The organism is Pseudomonas sp. LBUM1658 (assembly GCF_059716055.1).
This window is the reverse complement of the sequence record NZ_CP166798.1, coordinates 4,931,841-4,950,923: the sequence shown is the minus strand read 5'-3', so window position 1 is coordinate 4,950,923 and position 19,083 is coordinate 4,931,841. Positions and strand designations below refer to the sequence as shown.

The 19,083-nt window shown below is 60.1% G+C and carries 19 protein-coding genes and 2 pseudogenes; 10 read left to right on the top strand and 11 right to left on the bottom strand.

The genetic code is table 11. The annotated features are described in order from the left end of the window. The first annotated feature begins 3 nt into the window (after positions 1–3). Genes ACA064_RS22700 through ACA064_RS22680 form a run of 5 tightly spaced genes read left to right on the top strand, consistent with a single transcriptional unit; the run spans position 4 to position 4,615 of the window. On the top strand, positions 4–1,992 hold the full coding sequence (locus tag ACA064_RS22700; protein WP_497670129.1) for a heme lyase CcmF/NrfE family subunit: 1,989 nt from the start codon (positions 4–6) through the stop codon (positions 1,990–1,992). After that, positions 1,989–2,525: a DsbE family thiol:disulfide interchange protein gene (locus ACA064_RS22695; protein ID WP_497670128.1), complete on the top strand. Its 537-nt coding sequence runs from the start codon at positions 1,989–1,991 to the stop codon at positions 2,523–2,525. Before ACA064_RS22700 ends, ACA064_RS22695 begins: the two co-directional genes overlap by 4 nt. Next, the gene (locus ACA064_RS22690; protein ID WP_497670127.1) at positions 2,522–2,992 is read left to right on the top strand and encodes a cytochrome c-type biogenesis protein; all 471 of its coding nucleotides are present in this window, start codon (positions 2,522–2,524) and stop codon (positions 2,990–2,992) included. The genes ACA064_RS22695 and ACA064_RS22690 overlap by 4 nt, the downstream gene beginning before the upstream one ends. Then, complete coding sequence (gene ccmI / locus ACA064_RS22685) at positions 2,989–4,197, top strand: c-type cytochrome biogenesis protein CcmI (RefSeq protein ID WP_497670126.1); 1,209 nt, start codon at positions 2,989–2,991, stop codon at positions 4,195–4,197. Before ACA064_RS22690 ends, ccmI begins: the two co-directional genes overlap by 4 nt. Positions 4,198–4,210: 13 nt before the next feature. Then, positions 4,211–4,615 (top strand): hypothetical protein, encoded by a 405-nt coding sequence (locus ACA064_RS22680; protein WP_150643512.1) that lies wholly within the window; start codon positions 4,211–4,213, stop codon positions 4,613–4,615. Positions 4,616–4,674: 59 nt separating this feature from the next. On the opposite strand, the pseudogene ACA064_RS22675 reads toward ACA064_RS22680, so the two are convergent. Next, a pseudogene (locus ACA064_RS22675) lies at positions 4,675–4,960 on the bottom strand (VapC50 family PIN domain-containing toxin). Next, positions 4,957–5,424: a helix-turn-helix domain-containing protein gene (locus ACA064_RS22670; protein WP_497670125.1), complete on the bottom strand. Its 468-nt coding sequence runs from the start codon at positions 5,422–5,424 to the stop codon at positions 4,957–4,959. Before ACA064_RS22670 ends, ACA064_RS22675 begins: the two are co-directional and overlap by 4 nt. 187 nt (positions 5,425–5,611) lie before the next feature. Between ACA064_RS22670 and ACA064_RS22665 the strand changes: the two genes are divergently transcribed. From ACA064_RS22665 to ACA064_RS22655, 3 genes and pseudogenes are all read left to right on the top strand, one after another. Beyond that, a complete protein-coding gene (locus ACA064_RS22665) occupies positions 5,612–5,794 on the top strand; it encodes a type II toxin-antitoxin system HicA family toxin (protein ID WP_489356822.1) in 183 nt (60 codons plus the stop codon). Positions 5,795–5,823: 29 nt separating this feature from the next. After that, positions 5,824–6,228, top strand: coding sequence for a type II toxin-antitoxin system HicB family antitoxin (locus tag ACA064_RS22660; RefSeq protein WP_497670124.1), 405 nt, complete (start codon positions 5,824–5,826; stop codon positions 6,226–6,228). Between the two features lie 133 nt (positions 6,229–6,361). Beyond that, a pseudogene (locus ACA064_RS22655) lies at positions 6,362–6,762 on the top strand (RidA family protein). Between the two features lie 167 nt (positions 6,763–6,929). Here the strand turns inward: ACA064_RS22655 and ACA064_RS22650 are convergent. The 8 genes from ACA064_RS22650 to gcl form a co-directional block, all read right to left on the bottom strand. Then, positions 6,930–7,928, bottom strand: coding sequence for a sulfate ABC transporter substrate-binding protein (locus tag ACA064_RS22650; RefSeq protein WP_497670123.1), 999 nt, complete (start codon positions 7,926–7,928; stop codon positions 6,930–6,932). Positions 7,929–8,019: 91 nt separating this feature from the next. Next, the gene (locus ACA064_RS22645; RefSeq protein ID WP_497670122.1) at positions 8,020–8,844 is read right to left on the bottom strand and encodes an ion transporter; all 825 of its coding nucleotides are present in this window, start codon (positions 8,842–8,844) and stop codon (positions 8,020–8,022) included. Positions 8,845–8,865: 21 nt separating this feature from the next. Then, positions 8,866–9,786 (bottom strand): urea transporter, encoded by a 921-nt coding sequence (locus ACA064_RS22640; RefSeq protein ID WP_497670121.1) that lies wholly within the window; start codon positions 9,784–9,786, stop codon positions 8,866–8,868. 188 nt (positions 9,787–9,974) lie between these two features. Continuing rightward, positions 9,975–11,390 carry a pyruvate kinase gene (pyk, locus tag ACA064_RS22635; RefSeq protein ID WP_497670120.1) on the bottom strand — a complete coding sequence of 472 codons (1,416 nt, stop codon included), beginning with the start codon at positions 11,388–11,390 and terminating at the stop codon, positions 9,975–9,977. Continuing rightward, on the bottom strand, positions 11,380–12,660 hold the full coding sequence (locus tag ACA064_RS22630) for a glycerate kinase type-2 family protein (protein WP_497670119.1): 1,281 nt from the start codon (positions 12,658–12,660) through the stop codon (positions 11,380–11,382). The genes pyk and ACA064_RS22630 overlap by 11 nt, the downstream gene beginning before the upstream one ends. Before the next feature lie 230 nt (positions 12,661–12,890). Then, positions 12,891–13,781 (bottom strand): 2-hydroxy-3-oxopropionate reductase, encoded by an 891-nt coding sequence (locus ACA064_RS22625; protein WP_150643520.1) that lies wholly within the window; start codon positions 13,779–13,781, stop codon positions 12,891–12,893. Between the two features lie 130 nt (positions 13,782–13,911). Further along, positions 13,912–14,694, bottom strand: coding sequence for a hydroxypyruvate isomerase (hyi, locus tag ACA064_RS22620; protein ID WP_497670118.1), 783 nt, complete (start codon positions 14,692–14,694; stop codon positions 13,912–13,914). Between the two features lie 92 nt (positions 14,695–14,786). Further along, complete coding sequence (gene gcl, locus ACA064_RS22615; protein WP_497670117.1) at positions 14,787–16,562, bottom strand: glyoxylate carboligase; 1,776 nt, start codon at positions 16,560–16,562, stop codon at positions 14,787–14,789. Positions 16,563–16,828: 266 nt separating this feature from the next. Here gcl and ACA064_RS22610 point away from each other — a divergent pair, with 266 nt between their 5' ends. Then, positions 16,829–17,269, top strand: coding sequence for a GlcG/HbpS family heme-binding protein (locus ACA064_RS22610; RefSeq protein ID WP_497670116.1), 441 nt, complete (start codon positions 16,829–16,831; stop codon positions 17,267–17,269). Positions 17,270–17,369: 100 nt separating this feature from the next. Here the strand turns inward: ACA064_RS22610 and ACA064_RS22605 are convergent, their stop codons facing one another. Then, a complete protein-coding gene (locus ACA064_RS22605; RefSeq protein WP_497670115.1) occupies positions 17,370–17,975 on the bottom strand; it encodes a TetR/AcrR family transcriptional regulator in 606 nt (201 codons plus the stop codon). A gap of 134 nt (positions 17,976–18,109) precedes the next feature. Between ACA064_RS22605 and ACA064_RS22600 the strand changes: the two genes are divergently transcribed. Further along, a complete protein-coding gene (locus tag ACA064_RS22600; RefSeq protein WP_497670114.1) occupies positions 18,110–19,024 on the top strand; it encodes a DUF808 domain-containing protein in 915 nt (304 codons plus the stop codon). Positions 19,025–19,083 lie beyond the last annotated feature (59 nt).

Here is a 19,083-nt window from a genome sequence, read left to right as displayed (position 1 = left end):
CCGATGACTGCTGGAATCTTTATTCCCGAGCTGGGCCATCTGGCGATGATTCTGGCGCTGTGTTTTGCGCTGGTACAGGCCGTGGTGCCGTTGCTCGGTGCCTGGCGCGGTGACCGGATGTGGATGGGCCTGGCCCAGCCTGCCGCCTGGGGCCAGTTTGCTTTCCTGACCTTCGCCTTCGGCTGTCTGACCTATGCCTTCATGGCCGACGATTTTTCCGTCGCCTATGTCGCCAGCAACTCCAACAGTGCCTTGCCCTGGTACTACAAATTCAGTGCCGTATGGGGTGCCCACGAAGGTTCCTTGCTGCTCTGGGCGTTGATCCTCGGCGGCTGGACCTTTGCGGTGTCAATATTCTCCCGGCAGTTGCCGCAAGTGATGCTGGCGCGGGTGCTGGCGGTGATGGGCATGATCAGCACCGGCTTCCTGCTGTTCCTGATCCTCACCTCCAACCCGTTCGCGCGGATTCTGCCGCAAATACCTACCGATGGTCGCGACCTCAACCCGTTGCTGCAAGACATCGGCCTGATCGTCCATCCGCCAATGCTCTACATGGGTTATGTCGGCTTCTCCGTGGCCTTCGCCTTCGCCATCGCGGCGTTGCTTGGCGGGCGTCTGGATGCCGCCTGGGCGCGCTGGTCGCGGCCATGGACCATCGTTGCCTGGGCGTTCCTCGGCATCGGCATCACCCTCGGCTCCTGGTGGGCCTACTATGAACTCGGCTGGGGCGGCTGGTGGTTCTGGGACCCGGTGGAAAACGCCTCCTTCATGCCTTGGCTGGTCGGTACGGCGCTGATTCACTCGCTGGCCGTTACCGAAAAACGTGGTGTGTTCAAAAGCTGGACGGTGTTGCTGGCCATCGCCGCGTTCTCCTTGAGCCTGCTGGGAACCTTCCTGGTGCGTTCCGGCGTACTGACTTCGGTGCATGCCTTCGCCTCCGATCCGGAACGCGGGGTATTCATCCTGATCTTCCTGCTGTTCGTGGTCGGCGGTTCGTTGACGCTGTTTGCCCTGCGCGCGCCGGTGGTCAAGAGCCATGTCGGGTTCAACCTGTGGTCGCGGGAAACCCTGCTGCTGGGCAACAACCTGGTATTGGTGGTCGCCGCGTCGATGATTCTGCTCGGCACTCTGTACCCACTGATCCTCGACGCCATGACCGGCGCCAAGCTGTCGGTTGGCCCGCCGTACTTCAATGCACTGTTCATCCCGCTGATGGCGTTGCTGATGGTGGTGATGGCGGTTGGCATGCTGGTGCGCTGGAAAGACACACCGGTCAAATGGTTGCTGAGCATGCTGACTCCGGTCTTGCTCGGCAGCGCGGCGCTGGCCGTGGTGGCCGGCATCGCTTATGGCGATTTCAATTGGGCGGTGCTGGCGACCTTCATGCTCGCCGCCTGGGTATTGCTTGCCGGTGTGCGCGACATCTTCGACAAGACCCGCCACAAAGGCCTGATCAAAGGCCTGCCGACCCTGACCCGCAGCTATTGGGGCATGCAAGTGGCGCACCTGGGGATCGCCGTCTGCGCCCTGGGCGTGGTGCTTTCCAGCCAGAACAGCGCCGAGCGTGACCTGCGCCTGGCACCGGGAGAATCCATGGACCTGGGCGGTTACCAATTTATCTTTGAAGGCGCCAAGCACTACGAAGGGCCGAACTTCACCTCGGACAAAGGCACCGTGCGGGTCATCCACGACGGCAAGGAAATCAGCGTGCTGCACCCGGAAAAACGCCTCTACACCGTGCAGAACTCGGTGATGACCGAAGCCGGGATCGACGCCGGTTTCACTCGTGACCTGTATGTCGCCCTCGGCGAACCCCTGGGCGAAGGCGCCTGGGCAGTGCGGGTGCACGTCAAGCCGTTCGTGCGCTGGATCTGGTTCGGTGGCCTGCTCACCGGTCTCGGTGGATTGCTGGCGGCCCTGGATCGACGTTATCGGGTCAAGGTGAAAAGCCGAGTGCAGGAAGCACTGGGCCTGTCTGGAGCCACCGCATGAAGCGTTGGATAATGTTGTTGCCGCTGGCGGTGTTTCTGCTGGTGGCGGTGTTTCTCTACCGCGGGCTGTTCCTGAACCCGGCCGAGCTGCCGTCGGCAATGATCGGTAAGCCGTTCCCGGCTTTTTCGCTGCCGACCGTGCAGGGTGACAAGCAGTTGACCCAGGCGGATCTGCTCGGCAAACCGGCACTGGTCAACGTTTGGGCCACCTGGTGCATTTCCTGCCGGGTCGAACATCCGGTGCTGAATAAACTGGCCGAGCAGGGCGTGGCGATCTACGGCGTCAACTACAAGGACGTCAATGTCGATGCGCTGAAGTGGCTCAAGGAATTCCACAATCCGTACCTGCTGGATATCCGTGACGAGGAGGGCTCCCTGGGCCTGAACCTGGGCGTTTACGGCGCCCCGGAAACCTTCTTCATCGATGCCAAGGGCATCATTCGAGACAAATTCGTCGGAGTGATCGACGAAGCGGTCTGGCGCGAAAAACTGGCAGGCAAGTATCAGGCACTCGTCGATGAGGCCAAGCCATGAAGCGCTGGATAGCCGCGGCCATTCTCGGCCTGAGTATCGCCGGTATGGCCCACGCGGCGATCGATACCTACGAGTTCGCCAATGACACCGACCGTGAGCGTTTTCGCGAGCTGACCAAAGAGTTGCGTTGCCCCAAGTGTCAGAACCAGGACATCGCTGATTCCAACGCGCCGATTGCCGCCGACTTGCGCAAAGAGATTTTCCGCATGCTCGGCGAGGGCAAGGACAATCAGCAGATCATCGACTTCATGGTCGAGCGCTATGGCGACTTCGTGCGTTACAAGCCGGCCCTGACCTCGAAAACCGCGGTGCTCTGGTTCGGCCCGGCCGGGCTGCTGCTGGGTGGGATCGTGATCATTGCCGTGATCATCCGCCGTCGTCGCGTACAGCGCACCGACACCCCGGACACGCTTTCCACCGAGGAGCGCAAGCGCCTCGATCAACTGTTGGATAAAGACCAAGAATGATTGATTTCTGGCTCGCTGCAGGTCTGCTGCTACTGGTAGCCCTGAGTTTTCTGCTGATCCCGGTTTTACGCGGCCGCCGTGCCCAGCGTGAAGAGGATCGTACCGCGCTGAACGTAGCGCTTTACCAGGAACGCGTGGCTGAGTTGCAAACTCAGCAAGAAGAAGGTGTTCTCACTTCAGCGCAAATGGACGCCGGCCGCGCCGAAGCAGCCCGTGAACTGCTGGCCGATACCGAAGGCACCGAGACCCCGCGGGTTTCCCGTCTGGGCAAGCCGGCACCGTTGCTGGCGGCCATTCTGGTGCCGGTGCTGGGCCTTGGCCTGTACCTGCATTTTGGCGCCAGCGACAAGGTCGAGCTGACCCGCGAATTCGCCCAGGCCCCGCAATCGATGGAAGAGATGACCCGTCGTCTGGAGCGTGCCGTCGCTGCGCAGCCGGATTCGGCTGAAGGCCTGTACTTCCTTGGTCGCACCTACATGGCCCAGGATCGCCCGGCGGATGCGGCGAAAATCTTCGAGCGCACGGTGGCAGTGGCCGGTCGTCAGCCGGAACTGCTCGGCCAGTGGGCTCAGGCGCAATACTTTGCCGACAACAAAAAATGGTCGGACAAGGTTCAGGCCTTGACCGATGAAGCGCTGAAGGTCGACCCGAAAGAAGTCACCAGCCTCGGCCTGCTGGGCATCGCCGCTTTCGAAGGCGAGCGCTACCAGGAAGCGATCGAGTACTGGAATCGCCTGCTGGCGCAACTGCCGCCGGAGGACAGCTCCCGCGCCGCGCTGCAAGGCGGAATCACTCGGGCCAGCGAGAAACTGCAGGAGAGCGGCGGCAAAGTTGCTGATGCTCCAGCGGCGGTGGCGAAAACCGCAGCGCTGCTCAAGGTCCGTGTCGATCTGGCGGCGGACGTCAAAGCCAAGGTCCAGCCGGGCGATAGCGTATTCATCTTCGCCCGCGCCACCTCCGGCCCGCCCGCGCCATTGGCCGCCAAGCGGCTGACTGTTGCGGATCTGCCGGCGACCGTCGAATTGGGCGATGCCGACGCGATGATGCCGCAGTTGAAACTGTCTAACTTCCCTGAAGTCCAACTGGTTGCGCGCATCTCCCGCGCCGGTAAACCGACTGCCGGCGAATGGATCGGACGCAGCCAGCCCCTGGCCAGCAGCACCACCGCGCCGCAGCAACTGACCATCGACAGCCCGGACAAATAATAGAGAACCGCTTATGACCGCCATTGCTCGAATCACCCTGCTCAGTCTGGTCCTGGGTCTAAGCGCATGCGCGGTCCAACGGCCGACACCTGCGCCCATGCCGCCGATCCCACCGTCAGGGCCGAGCACTCAGCCGGTGCCACCCAAAGCGCCGAGCAAGCCGACCGCACCGGCCAAACCGGCCAAGCCGCTGCCACGCACCTCAGCCAGCTTCGCCCCACCACCGGGCGGCAATAGCCACTGGGATGCCAAGCTGGGCGTCTACGTCCTCGACGACCAGACCGACACCTTCTACCGCCAGCGTACCTACTACCGCTGGAACAACGGCTGGAGCCGCTCCGTCAGCCCGAACGGGCCTTGGGAAGAGACGGATATCCATGGCGTGCCGTCGGGATTGGGGCGTCAGTTCAGTCAGTAAAGAAAAACGGCAGCCTCAGGGTTGCCGTTTTTGCATTGGGTGGAGATCGAGTCCGTGTGCTAGAGAATGGCTCGGTATTGGTTTAGCGCTTTGACCGACTGGACAAGGCCCTGTCGCATTAGAAGCTCGAGATAGGGGTCGACATCCATCGGCGGCATCTTCAGTTGCTGGCGCTGCCGTTGGGCTGCTGCCACGACGGCTGCGGGGTCAAGATCGAACAAATTATCGACGAACTCGTCTCGCGCGGAACCGGCCGGAAAGTGCGAGCCACATCAGGAAGTCACGCAATGGGGCAGGGTAAAGAACACAGGCGTCGTACACAGCAGTAAAGGGAGAATGCCTCACTCGTATCCCATCCTTAACGCTTGTGCCTGTTCCGCCAGCAGATTCATTGCCTGCTCACTGGCGCTGTCGCGCTTGCTTTTGTAATCCATCAACTCGGCAAATCTTACGCGACGATGTTTACCGGTCTTGTGAAAGGGCAGCTCGCCAGACTCCAACAGCTTGACCAGGTGCGGACGAGAAACATTGAGCAGGTCGGCCGCTTCTTGCGTGGTCAGCTCAGCGTGGACAGGCACAACCTTGACCGCATTGCCCGCCGCCAGCTCCGCCAGGATATCCACCAGTAATCGAAGGGCCGAAGTGGGTAGCTCGACAGTGTGAGCTTCGTTCTGCTCATCAAATATCTGGATATGCTGAGTTTCAAAGTGGGTAGCAAGAAACGCGGCCAAGGCCCGCTGCCCCTCAATGGCGGCTTGTACTTCACGCTCCATCGGCAGGTGAATGGGTGGGTGGATAACTTTGGACATGGTGAATTCCAGTCATTTTGAATAGGCGATGCTAAAATTCTATTCGAAACAAACGAAAATCGCAATAAACGAAATGTGTCCTGTTAAATACTCTCTAAAACACCACAAAGTCGCGTTTCGATTTTTTGTGCTTGAATAAAGGTAACTCCAGAGTTATTTTTATTGGGCCGGAGCAAGGAGGCTGGTGGTGCAGAGCAGGCTATTGATCAAGGAGCTGGAAGCTGCGGGTTGGATACTCGATCGAGTCACCGGCAGTCATCACATCTTCGTCCACCCTTACAGTCCGCACACGCTACCCGTACCTCATCCGAAGAAAGACTTGCCGATCGGGACGGTCAAAAGCATCAGGAAACGAGCCGGGCTTGTTTAGCACGACGTTAGTTTCGCAGGAGAACCTCAATGCAATATCCAATCTGTATCGAATGGGGCGACGACAACACCGCCATCGGTATTCAGATCCCCGATATACCGGGTGCCGTGACCGCAGGCGATACATTCGAAGAGGCCTACAACGCGGCCGTCGAGATTGCCCATATCATGCTGCAAGAGATTGCCGCCGACGGGCAGGCGATTCCCATGCCGACTTCGGCTGCGGCACACCGTGATAATCCCGAGTTCGCCGACATGGGCTGGGGAATGCTGGAACTGGATATCGCTCCCTATCTCGGCAAAACCGAGAAGGTCAACGTGACGCTGCCAGGTTTTGTCATTCAGCGCATCGATCGTTACGTGCGTGAGCACAACGTCAAGAGCCGTTCTTCGTTTCTAGCGGATGCGGCTATGGAGAAGCTGGTTCGGCATTAGGTGCAATGTTCAGGTTGCGCTTTATGTCTGTGCTCTACGGTGTATTTCCGGATTTTTCAGGGGCCCGATTTCGGCTGGGACTGCCAGCTGCATTCGGATAGGGTATTTGGTCAGTCCATTGCCAGGAGGCAACATGCAGAAGACTGCAATCAATCCACCCTCGGTTTTCAACTCGTTGCAGTACGGGTTCAGTCAAGCGATAGAGGTGCGTGGCGGTCGCCGACTGCTCCTTTCCGGTCAGGTTGGCGTCGATGCCAATGAACGCACGGTTGGGCCTGGCCTGTTCGAGCAGAGCTGCACGGCCATCGATAACATTGAAAAGCTATTGGCTGAGCGGGGAGGGGATTAAGCCATGTGATCATGTTGCGAATCTACATCGCCGAATCGGCTCGCGACGAGCAGGACTCTATCGCAAAGGTGCTGCGCGAGCGTTTCCCGGACAATCCTCCGCCATCCTCCTGGATTATCGTCAGTGGATTGTCGCTACCGGAATGGTTGATCGAAATTGAAGCCGAAGCGGTGCTTGCTGAATGATGGCCGGTTGAGGCGACTGATCAGAATTTGCGTCGGCTGGTCCGGCCCCATCGCGAGCAAGCCCGCTCCCACAGGTATTGAGTTGTACCTGTGGGAGCGGCGGTGCGGCGATCCGACTTGCTCGCGAAAGCGGTTGAACAGTCGCTAAAGATCTCAACCCTCAGCGCTTATTGCCCGCTGTAGATCTGATCAAAAACCCCTCCATCATTGAAGTGGGTCTTTTGCACGGTGCGCCAGTCGCCGAAGGTTTTCTCTACCGAGAGGAAGTCGACTTTCGGGAAACGGTCGGTGTACTTGGCCAGCACTGCCGGGTCCCGTGGACGCAGGTAGTTGGCGGCGGCGATTTCCTGGCCTTCCGGGGACCAGAGGTATTTCAGGTATTGCTCGGCCACGGCACGGGTGCCTTTCTTGTCGACGACTTTGTCGACCACGCTGACTGGCGGCTCGGCTTCGGCGGAGACGCTTGGGTAGATCACTTCGAACTGCTCGCGACCGAATTCACGGGCGATCATTTCGGCTTCGTTTTCGAAGGTCACCAGTACGTCACCGATCTGGTTGGTCATGAAGGTGGTGGTGGCTGCGCGGCCGCCAGTGTCGAGGACCGGGGCTTGCTTGAACAGCTTGCCGACGAATTCCTTGGCCTTGTTCTCGTCACCGCCGTTCTTCAGCACGTAGCCCCAGGCCGAGAGGTAGGTGTAGCGGCCGTTACCGGAGGTTTTCGGGTTTGGCACTATGACTTGCACGCCGTCCTTGAGCAGGTCCGGCCAGTCTTTCAAGGCTTTCGGATTGCCTTTGCGGACGATGAACACGGTGGCCGAGGTGAACGGTGCGCTGTTGTTCGGCAGACGGGTGACCCAGTTCTCGGGAACCAGCTTGCCGTTGTCGGCGAGGGCGTTGATGTCGGTGGCCATGTTCATGGTGATGACGTCAGCCGGCAGGCCGTCGATCACCGAGCGGGCTTGTTTGCTGGAGCCGCCGAAGGACATCTGCAGGGTGATGTTTTCGTTGTGTTCGGCTTGCCAGTGTTTCTGGAAGGCAGCGTTGTAGTCCTTGTAGAAATCTCGCATTACATCGTAGGAAACGTTCAGCAGGGTTGGTGCGGCCTGAGCCACGCTGCCCAGTGCCAGACCGGCGGCCAGAAGTGAGGCGCTAAAGAGTTTTTTCACTGCGCAATCCTTGTTCTATTCAATGTGAGGCCATTTGCCAGCGACTATAGCTGGGGCCGCATAGCTCTTTAAAGATTAAAAAGCACTTTGCTTATTCTATTTTCTTGAACAGCACATTGCCGCAACGGGAGCAGAACGCTGCGCCATGTTCGTGATGGTTTTTCTTGCACACCGGGCAGTCGTGCTGAAGCTGTTCACCGCGCATGGCGTTGGCTAATTCGGCGGTGAAGATCCCGGTTGGCACGGCGATGATCGAGTAACCGGTGATCATCACCAGTGACGAGATGACCTGGCCCAGCGGAGTCCTGGGCACGATATCGCCGAAACCGACGGTGGTCAGGGTGACGATCGCCCAATAGATCCCAATGGGAATGCTGGTGAAGCCGTGTTCCGGGCCTTCGACCACGTACATCAGCGTGCCGAACACCGTGACCAGGGTCGACACGCTGAGCAGAAACACGATGATTTTCTGTTTGCTGCCGCGCAGGGCCGACATCAAATAGTTGGCTTGCTTGAGGTACGGACTGAGCTTGAGCACGCGGAAAATCCGCAGCATCCGGATGATGCGGATGATCAGCAGGAATTGGGCATCGGCGTAATACAGCGCAAGGATCCCCGGGACGATCGCCAGCAGGTCTACCAGCCCGTAGAAACTGAAGGCGTAGCGCATCGGCTTGGGCGAGCAGTACAGACGCAGGCCGTATTCGATGATGAAGATGACAGTGAAGCCCCATTCGATGTAGGCCAGCAGATCTGCATAGTTCTGGTGAACGCTGTCGATGCTGTCGAGAATCACGATCACCAGGCTGGAGAGGATGATCAACAGCAAGATGCTGTCGAAGCGCCGTCCAGCCACTGTGTCGCTCTGGAAAATCATGACGTAAAGCCGTTCACGCCAATTGTTGCTGCTGTCCATGGATAACGCCTGAACCGATGATCAGCGAAGCCTAGGGTGATTCTCCTCGATTGCGCAAGGCGCACTGTCCATTGCCGCCTGACGCAACACGCGAATGCCGGCGTGGACCAGCCAGCAAGCAATGATAAAAGGCGCGGTGAGAGGCGCAAGACCCAAGGCACTGAAACCGGGTGTCAGCAGTATGGCCAGGGCGATGCCGAGCAACGGCAACCAGGGTTGGCGACGTTGCTGGCTGAAGGCAAGGGCGGCCAGTGCCGGGTTGTAGCCGTTCAAGCCGAGTAAAGCGGTTGAGGTTTCGTTGAGCAGTAATGCACATGCCAGACCGACGCCGGACCCCAGTAATGCCCAGGCAGCAGCGCGACGGTTGGCAATCAGCAGCCCGCCGGCGATCAGCATACCGGCCAATGGATGATCGAGTAGCATGATCTGGCCCAACCCTTTGAACATGGCACTCAGCAGGTTGAGGCAATTCAGTTCGGGCAGCTGGATGGAGGGTAGCGGGTGGGGCGCGGCGAGACTGAGCAGCAACCAGCTCAAGCCCACGAACGGTGCGGTGTAGGCGGGCAGGCAATGCTGGACGCGGGTGCGTTTGAGCCACTGCTGGGTGAGGATCGCGCCGAGACCGCCGCAGGCAATGATCAGTGGCGGCAGCATCGCGGACCAGGCGAACTGCTGGCTTAGCAACAGGCCCAGCAGGACGCCGTTGTAACTGTAGAGCCCGGCCTGGCGCTCGTCCTTGGCATAACCGCGCCGTTGCGCGGTGAGCAAACCGGCGACGCCGCCCAGCAGGGCACCGCCGAGCAGCGTCGGGGCGGTCAGCAGAATCGCCAACAGACACAGCAAACCGCAGAGCGGATGGCGCTGCAGGAAAATCTGGCTAAAGCCGTTGAGCAGGGCGGTGGCCCAGTCGGGGCAGTGGGTGTTGAAGTGGTTGGCAGGCATGGGTGGGGTCTAAGTACAGAGGCAGAACTCAGGTTGTGAATAAACCTGTGGCGAGGGAGCTTGCTCCCGCTCGGCTGCGCAGCAGTCGTAATCCGGAACTCCCAATTCGGCAGGTTAAACTCGGGATCCGTCTTGGGGCCGCTTCGCGACCCAGCGGGAGCAAGCTCCCTCGCCACAAGGGCTGTTCGCTAGATCAACGTCTCAATGCGCAACGAGTTAGTCGACCCTGGCTGACCAAAAGGCACACCCGCAGTGATCAATAGCGTATCGCCACGCTTGGCCATGCCTTGGGCCTGGGCGATTTCCAGGGCGGTGGAGCAGACCTCGTCAACCTGACGCAACCGATCATTGACCACCGAATGCACGCCCCAGGCCACCGTCAACCGGCGGGCGGTCTGCAGGTTCGGGGTGAGGTTGAGGATCGGCACTGTCGGCCGTTCCCGCGCGGCGCGCAAACTCGAGCTGCCGGACTCGCTGTAGTTCACCAGCACCGCCACCGGCAGGATGCTGCTGATACGGCGGATTGCACAGCTGATGGCATCGGACACCGTGGCTTCGGCCTGTGGTCGGCTGACGTCCAGTTGCGCCTGATAATCCGGGCCGCCTTCGACCTGACGGATGATCTTGCTCATCATCTGCACGGCTTCCAGCGGGTAATCGCCGGAGGCGGTTTCCGCCGAGAGCATCACCGCATCGGCCCCTTCGGCCACGGCATTGGCGACATCAGTGACTTCAGCGCGGGTGGGTGCCGGGGAGAAGCGCATCGACTCGAGCATCTGCGTCGCGACTACCACCGGTTTGCCGAGCTGGCGGCAGATAGTGATGATGTTTTTCTGGATCTGCGGCACGCTCTCGGCCGGAACTTCCACGCCCAGATCACCCCGGGCGACCATGATTGCATCGCTCAGCTCGGCGATTTCGCGCAGTTGTTCGACCGCTGACGGCTTCTCGATTTTCGCCATCAAAAAGGCTTTGTCGCCGATCAGCTCACGGGCTTCGCGGATGTCTTGCGGGCGCTGCACGAAGGACAACGCGACCCAGTCGACGCCCAGTTCCAGACCGAAGCTCAGGTCGCGGCGATCCTTGGCCGTCAACGGACTCAGATCCAGCACCGCCTGAGGCACGTTGACACCTTTGCGGTCGGACAACTCACCGCCGTTGAGCACTGTGGTGTCGATGGCGTCGGCGTGTTTGGCGGTGACCCGCAGGCGCAGCTTGCCGTCGTCCAGCAGCAGGTCCATGCCCGGTTCGAGCGCAGCGATGATTTCCGGGTGGGGCAGGTTGACCCGGCGTTGGTCGCCGGGTGTCGGGTCCAGATCCAGACGCAGCGCCTGACCGCGCACCAGCTGAACCTTGCCCGCGGCAAATTTGCCGACCCGCAGTTTCGGGCCTTGCAGGTCCATCAGAATCCCCAGGGGATAGTTCAGCTGCTGTTCGACTTCCCGAATCCACTGGTAACGCTGAGCGTGGTCGGCGTGATCACCATGGCTGAAGTTGAGGCGAAAGATGTTCACCCCGGCTTTGACCAATTCACGGATAGCGTCGATCCCGTCGGTGGCCGGGCCGAGGGTGGCGAGGATTTTGACCTTCTTGTCAGGCGTCATATTCAAGGCTCTCGAGAATCAGGATGGCACGGAAGTCGTTGACGTTGGTGCGGGTCGGCTCGGTGACGATCAACGCGTCCAGCGCGGCGAAGTAGCCATAGCCATTGTTGTTATCCAGCTCGTCACTGGCACTCAGGCCCATGGCCGCGGCGCGGGCGTAGCTGTCGGGGGTCATGATGGCGCCGGCGTTGTCTTCGGAACCGTCGATACCGTCGGTGTCGCCGGCCAGTGCATACACCCCGGGCAGACCCTTGAGGCTGTCGGTGAGACTCAGCAGGAACTCAGCGTTGCGCCCGCCACGGCCGTTGCCGCGCACGGTGACGGTGGTTTCGCCGCCGGATAGAATCACGCAAGGCGCAGCCAGCGGCTGGCCATGCAGGACCACCTGACGGGCAATGCCTGCATGGACCTTGGCCACTTCACGGGACTCGCCTTCCAGGTCGCCGAGAATCAATGGGCTGAACCCGGCCTGACGCGCTTTCACCGCTGCCGCTTCCAGGGATTGCTGCGGCCGCGCGATCAGCTGGAAATGACTGCGGGCCAGGCTCGGATCGCCGGGTTTGACCGTCTCCGATTCCGCGCTTTGCAGCCAGTTGCGCACCGTTGCTGGAACGTCGATGGCGTAGCGTTGCAGAATCGCCAGAGCCTGGGCCGAGGTGCTTGGGTCGGCCACGGTGGGACCGGAAGCGATCACGGTCGCCAGGTCCCCCGGTACATCGGAAATGGCATAGGTGTAGACAGTCGCCGGCCAACAGGCCTTGGCCAGGCGTCCGCCCTTGATCGCCGAGAGGTGTTTGCGTACGCAGTTCATCTCGCCGATGGTGGCGCCGGATTTGAGCAGGGCTTTGTTGATCGATTGTTTGTCGGCGAGGGTGATGCCGGCCGCCGGCAGCGCGAGCAATGCCGAACCGCCACCGGAGAGCAGGAAGATCACCCGGTCGTCTTCACCCAGGTCGCTGACCAGTTCCAGTACTCTTTTTGCCACGGCCAGACCGGCGGCGTCAGGCACCGGATGGGCTGCTTCGACCACTTCGATTTTTTCGCAGGGGGCGCCGTGACCGTAACGGGTCACCACCAGCCCGGACACCTCGCCCTGCCAGCAACGCTCGACTACTTGCGCCATGGCTGCGGCCGCTTTGCCGGCGCCAATCACGATCACCCGACCGCTGCGATCGCTGGGCAAATGGGCTTCAAGAACTTGCTGCGGGTGGGCGGCGTCAATGGCTGTGGCGAACAGCTCACGGAGCAATTGTTGCGGATCGACCGACATGGCGGGCTCCCGGGTTTTCTTGTTATTGGGGTGTGGCTAAATCTTCTGTGTGTGGCTCGATCCAGTGTGGCGAGGGGGCTTGCCCCCGTTCGATTGCGAAGCAATCGTAAAACCGGTCACTGCATTTCTAATGCAAGATTGCGGTGACTGGCTTCAGGGGCGCTTCGCACCCCAACGGGGGCAAGCCCCCTCGCCACAACAGGCTCGCTCCCACAGGTTTGGTGCAGGCCTTATTTATCGCGAATCGAGAAGTTCGCCATGTGTTCCAGGCCTTTGATCAGCGCCGAGTGGTCCCAGTTGCTGCCACCGATGGCCGCGCAGGTGCTGAACACTTGCTGGGTACCGGCGGTGTTGGGCAGGTTGATGCCCAGCTCGCGAGCGCCGGCCAGGGCCAGGTTGAGGTCCTTCTGGTGCAGGCTGATGCGGAAGCCCGGATCGAAGGTGCCTTTGATCATGCGCTCGCCGTGAACTTCGAGGATCTTCGACGAAGCGAAACCACCCATCAGTGCTTCACGGACCTTGGCCGGATCGGCACCGTTTTTCGAGGCAAAAAGCAGGGCTTCAGCGACGGCCTGGATGTTCAGCGCGACGATGATCTGGTTCGCTACCTTGGCGGTTTGACCGTCGCCGTTGCCGCCGACCAGGGTGATGTTCTTGCCCATGCTCTGGAACAGCGGCAGGGCGCGCTCGAAGGCGCTGCTGTCGCCGCCGATCATGATGCTCAGGGTTGCGGCCTTGGCGCCGACTTCACCGCCGGACACCGGGGCGTCGAGGTATTGCGCGCCTTTTTCGTTGATTTTCGCCGCGAAGGTTTTGGTTGCGGTCGGCGAGATCGAGCTCATATCGATCACGATTTTGCCTTTGCCAACACCGGCCGCCACGCCGTCGGCGCGGAACAGCACGTCTTCGACCTGCGGGGTATCCGGAACCATGACGATGATGAACTCGGCTTCCTGGGCGACTTCTTTCGGGCTCGCCAGAGCGACCGCGCCACCGGCGATCAGATCGGCAGGAGCGGCATCGTGGTGCGCCGACAGGAACAGGCTGTGACCGGCTTTCTGCAGGTTCAACGCCATTGGGTGGCCCATGATGCCGGTGCCGATAAATCCGATTTTAGCCATGAGAAAATCCTCTTGTTTTTATGTGGCTCATGTAGGAGCTGCCGAAGGCTGCGATCTTTTGATCTTGAGCTTTTTAAAGTCAAAAGATCGCAGCCTGCGGCAGCTCCTACAGTGATGAGTGTGTTTTCGATCAGATTGCGTTATGGGTCTTCAACCAACCCAGACCCGTTTCTGTGGTGGTCAGCGGCTTGTATTCACAGCCGACCCAGCCCTGGTAACCGATGCGGTCCAGATGCTCGAACAGGAAGCGATAGTTGATCTCGCCAGTGCCCGGCTCGTTGCGCCCCGGGTTGTCGGCGAGCTGGATGTGATTGATCTGGTCCAGATGGTCGGCCATGGTCCGGGCCAGGTCGCCCTCCATGATTTGCATGTGGTAGATGTCGTATTGCAGGAACAGGTTGCTGCTGCCCACCTGCTCGCGAATCGACAGGGCTTGCGCTGTGTTGTTCAGATAGAAACCGGGGATGTCGCGGGTGTTGATCGCTTCCATCACCAGCTTGATGCCCACCGCTTGCAGCTTGTCGGCCGCGTACTTGAGGTTGGCGACAAAGGTCTTTTCCACGGTGGCATCGTCGACGCCGTGGGGGCGGATGCCGGCCAGGCAGTTGACCTGGGTATTGCCCAGTACTTTCGCATAAGCGATCGCCAGATCGACCCCTGCGCGGAACTCTTCGACCCGATCCGGCAGGCAGGCGATACCGCGCTCGCCCTTGGCCCAGTCACCGGCCGGCAGGTTGAACAGCACTTGGGTCAGGCCGTGGGCATCGAGCTGGGCCTTGATCTCGGCGGAGTTGAAGTCGTAGGGGAACAGGTATTCGACACCACTGAAGCCGGCCTTGGCGGCGGCTTCGAAGCGGGCAAGAAAATCCTGTTCGGTAAACAGCATGGACAGGTTGGCGGCAAAACGCGGCATGGTGGTCTCCTGTTAGTGTTTTGTTGGATCGTTCCCACGCTTTGTGTTTGATCACGGTTCGCCTCGACGTGGGAGCGATCTTTCACATTAGGTCAATCGAGCAACGAAATCGCGGTCGGCGCATCGCTGCCGACCAGAGCCAGGTCCTCGAATTCGTTGACGGCGTTGATCTCGGTGCCCATGGAAATGTTGGTCACACGCTCCAGAATAATCTCGACTATCACCGGAACCTTGAATTCTTCCATCATCTCCTGAGCCTTGCGCAGCGTCGGCTGGATCTGTGCCGGTTCGAACACGCGCAGGGCCTTGCAACCCAGGCCTTCGGCCACTGCGACGTGGTCGACGCCATAACCGTTGAGCTCTGGAGCGTTGAGGTTATCGAAGGACAACTGCACGCAGTAGTCCATCTCGAAACCGCGCTGCGCCTGACGGATCAACCCCAGGTAGGAGTTGTTCACCACCACGTGGATGTACGGCAGTTTGAACTGCGCACCCACCGCCAGCTCTTCGATCATGAACTGGAAGTCATAGTCGCCGGACAGGGCCACGACCTTGCGGCTCGGATCTGCCTTGACCACGCCCAGCGCTGCCGGAATGGTCCAGCCCAGAGGGCCGGCCTGACCGCAGTTGATCCAGTGGCGCGGCTTGTAGACGTGCAAGAACTGCGCGCCGGCAATCTGCGACAGACCGATGGTGCTGACGTAGCAAGTGTCTTTGCCGAACACCTGGTTCATCTCTTCGTAGACCCGTTGCGGCTTGACCGGCACGTTGTCGAAGTGGGTCTTGCGGTGCAGGCTGGCTTTTCGCTGCTGGCAATCTTGCAGCCAGGCGCTGCGGTCCTTCAATTTGCCGGCGGCTTTCCATTCGCGAGCGACTTCGATGAATACCTTCAGTGCGCTTCCTGCATCGGAAACGATGCCCAGGTCCGGGGTGAATACACGACCGATCTGGGTCGGTTCGATGTCGACGTGAATGAACCGACGGCCTTCGGTGTAAACGTCCACGGAACCCGTGTGACGGTTGGCCCAGCGGTTACCGACACCCAGTACCACGTCGGACTTGAGCATGGTCGCGTTGCCATAGCGGTGCGAGGTTTGCAGACCGACCATACCGACCATCAGCGGATGATCATCAGGGATGGTGCCCCAGCCCATCAGGGTCGGGATCACCGGAATCCCGGTCAGTTCGGCGAATTCCACCAACAGCTCGCTGGCATCGGCATTGATGATGCCGCCACCGGCCACCAGCAGTGGCCGTTCAGCCTGGTCGAGCATGGCCAGGGCCTTCTCGATTTGCACGCGGTTAGCGGTTGGCTTGGCCAGCGGCAGTGGCTCGTAAGCGTCGATGTCGAATTCGATTTCGGCCATCTGCACGTCGAACGGCAGGTCGATCAGCACCGGGCCGGGGCGGCCGGAGCGCATTTCGAAAAAGGCTTTCTGGAAAGCGTAAGGCACCTGGCCCGGTTCCAGAACGGTGGTCGCCCACTTGGTCACTGGCTTGACGATGCTGGTGATGTCGACTGCCTGGAAGTCTTCCTTGTGCATACGGGCCCGGGGTGCCTGGCCAGTGATGCAGAGGATCGGGATCGAGTCGGCCGAGGCGCTGTAGAGCCCGGTGACCATGTCGGTACCGGCAGGCCCGGACGTACCGATGCATACGCCGATATTGCCGGCTTTAGTGCGGGTGTAACCCTCGGCCATGTGCGAGGCGCCTTCAACGTGGCGAGCGAGGACGTGATCAATGCCGCCGACCTTTTGCAGGGCGGAGTACAACGGGTTGATGGCTGCACCCGGGATGCCAAAGGCGGTATCAACCCCTTCACGGCGCATCACCAGAACGGCGGCTTCGATTGCTCTCATTTTGCTCATGGTTTTGTGCCTCTTACGTTTTGTAATTGTATACAAGTGGCTTTGCGCAGAGTGTATTCACGGCGGACGGCGCAGGTCAATCCATTTTCTCAAGCGGCTGTTTCATTTCGTCAGAAGCCGGAAGTGCTGTGGCTTTTCGTCGCATGAGCAGCTTTTCGATAATTATTGTATACAAAAAAATAACTCATTGTGTTCTATTTGTTGTATCGGATTTCGCCCTGCCGAGGTCCACAGGCTTTTTCCATAACAAAGTAAGGACGGCACCCATGAGCGCTTTAACCTTGAAAGTCGCAGTCAGCCTGACCGGTCGAGCCATAGACGCAGGGCGCAAAATCGCCGCGGCCCCGCTGACTATCGCGGTACTCGATGCCGGCGGGCATTTGCTGAGCTTGCAGCGGGAAGACGGCGCGAGTCTGCTGCGGCCGCAGATCGCCATCGGCAAAGCCTGGGGCGCGATTGCCCTGGGCAAGGGATCGCGACTATTGGCACTGGACGCGCAACAGCGGCCGGCGTTTATCGCCGCGCTCAACAGCCTGGGCCAGGGCAGCGTGGTGCCGGCGCCGGGCGGGGTGTTGATTCGCGATCAGGAAGGCGTGGTGATCGGCGCCATCGGCATCAGCGGCGACACCTCCGACATCGACGAACAATGCGCGATCAGCGCCATCGAGGCGCAGGGGTTGCGGGCGGATGCGGGGGTGACGGCTTAATCAAGATCAAAAGATCGCAGGCTTCGCCAGCTCCTACGCCAAACGCGTTCCTCTGTAGGAGCTGCCGCAGGCTGCGATCTTTCAGGAGCGACCCAACTTATCAGTCCAGCTCACACCCCTTGAGCACCAACCGGATAATGGTCTGCGCCGCCGCTTCATAATCTGCCTCATCGAGCTTGGCCTTGCCGGTGACGACCGAGATCTGCCAGTCGAAATCGGCATAGGTCTGGGTGGCGGCCCAGATGCTGAACATCAGGTGATTGGGGTTGAGCGGGGCGATCAGGCCGCGGTCGATCCAGGTCTGGATGCAGTCGATGTTGTGTCTGGCCTGGGCGTTGAGTTGTTCGACCTGGTCGGGGCTCAGGTGCGGTGCGCCATGCATGATTTCGCTGGCGAATACCTTGGACGCAAACGGCAGGTCGCGAGAAATGCGGATTTTTGAGCGAATATAGCCACTCAGCACTTCGCTGGGCACGCCCTCGGCATTGAACGGGGTCGAGGCCTGAAGAATCGGTTCGATGATGCTTTCCAGCACCTCGCGGTAGAGATTTTCCTTGGACTTGAAGTAGTAGTAGACGTTGGGCTTGGGCAACCCCGCCTTGGCCGCGATGTCGCTGGTTTTGGTCGCGGCGAAGCCCTTGTCGGCGAACTCCTCGCTGGCTGCACGCAGGATCAGTTCTTTGTTGCGCTCGCGGATGGTGCTCATAAACCAGGTGATTCCTTGCCTGTTCTGGCGGTTGCGCATGGTAGCACCGGCTTTGCGCGAGGCTCAAGAATGCCCCACGGTGCCTTGGGTCGCGTTATGCTCGGCAAAATTTATTAGCAAAGGAAGCCTGATCCATGGCCGGAAGCAGTTTGCTGCTGTTGATCGATGATATTGCCGCGGTGCTCGACGACGTCTCCTTGATGACCAAGATGGCTGCGAAGAAGACCGCCGGGGTGCTCGGCGACGATCTGGCGCTCAATGCCCAGCAGGTCTCGGGCGTGCGTGCCGAACGTGAAATACCGGTGGTCTGGGCGGTTGCCAAAGGCTCGTTTCTCAACAAGTTGATCCTGGTTCCTGCCGCGTTGGCCATCAGTGCCTTCGCGCCATGGCTGGTGACCCCACTGTTAATGATCGGGGGCGCCTACCTGTGTTTCGAAGGTTTCGAGAAACTCGCGCACAAGTTCCTCCATAGCAAGGCCGAAGACCAGGCTGAGCACGCAGAGTTGATCGAAGCGGTGGCCAATCCCGCAGTCGATCTGGTGGCCTTCGAGAAAGACAAGATCAAGGGCGCGGTGCGGACTGACTTCATACTGTCGGCGGAAATCATCGCCATTACCCTCGGCACCGTGGCCGATGCGCCGCTGATGCAGCAGGTCATCGTGCTGTCGGGCATTGCCATCGTCATGACCGTCGGTGTCTATGGCCTGGTGGCCGGTATCGTCAAGCTCGACGACCTCGGGTTATGGCTGACCCAAAAACCAGGGCAGATGGCAAAAAGCATCGGCGGCGTCATTTTGCGCGCGGCGCCGTACATGATGAAAGGTCTCTCGGTGATCGGCACCGCGGCGATGTTCATGGTCGGCGGCGGGATTCTCACCCATGGCGTGCCGGCGGCTCATCACTGGATCGAAAGTGTGAGTCAGAGCACTGGTGGCTTTTCGCTGATCGTACCGACCCTGCTCAATGCAGTGGCCGGGATTATCGCGGGCGCGGTGGTTTTGGTGGGGGTGATGGCAGTCAGCAAGGTCTGGCGGATGGCGAAGGCCTGAAACGGCGTTCTACAAGGCGCCAAACAAAAAGGCCATTCGATCTGATCGAATGGCCTTTT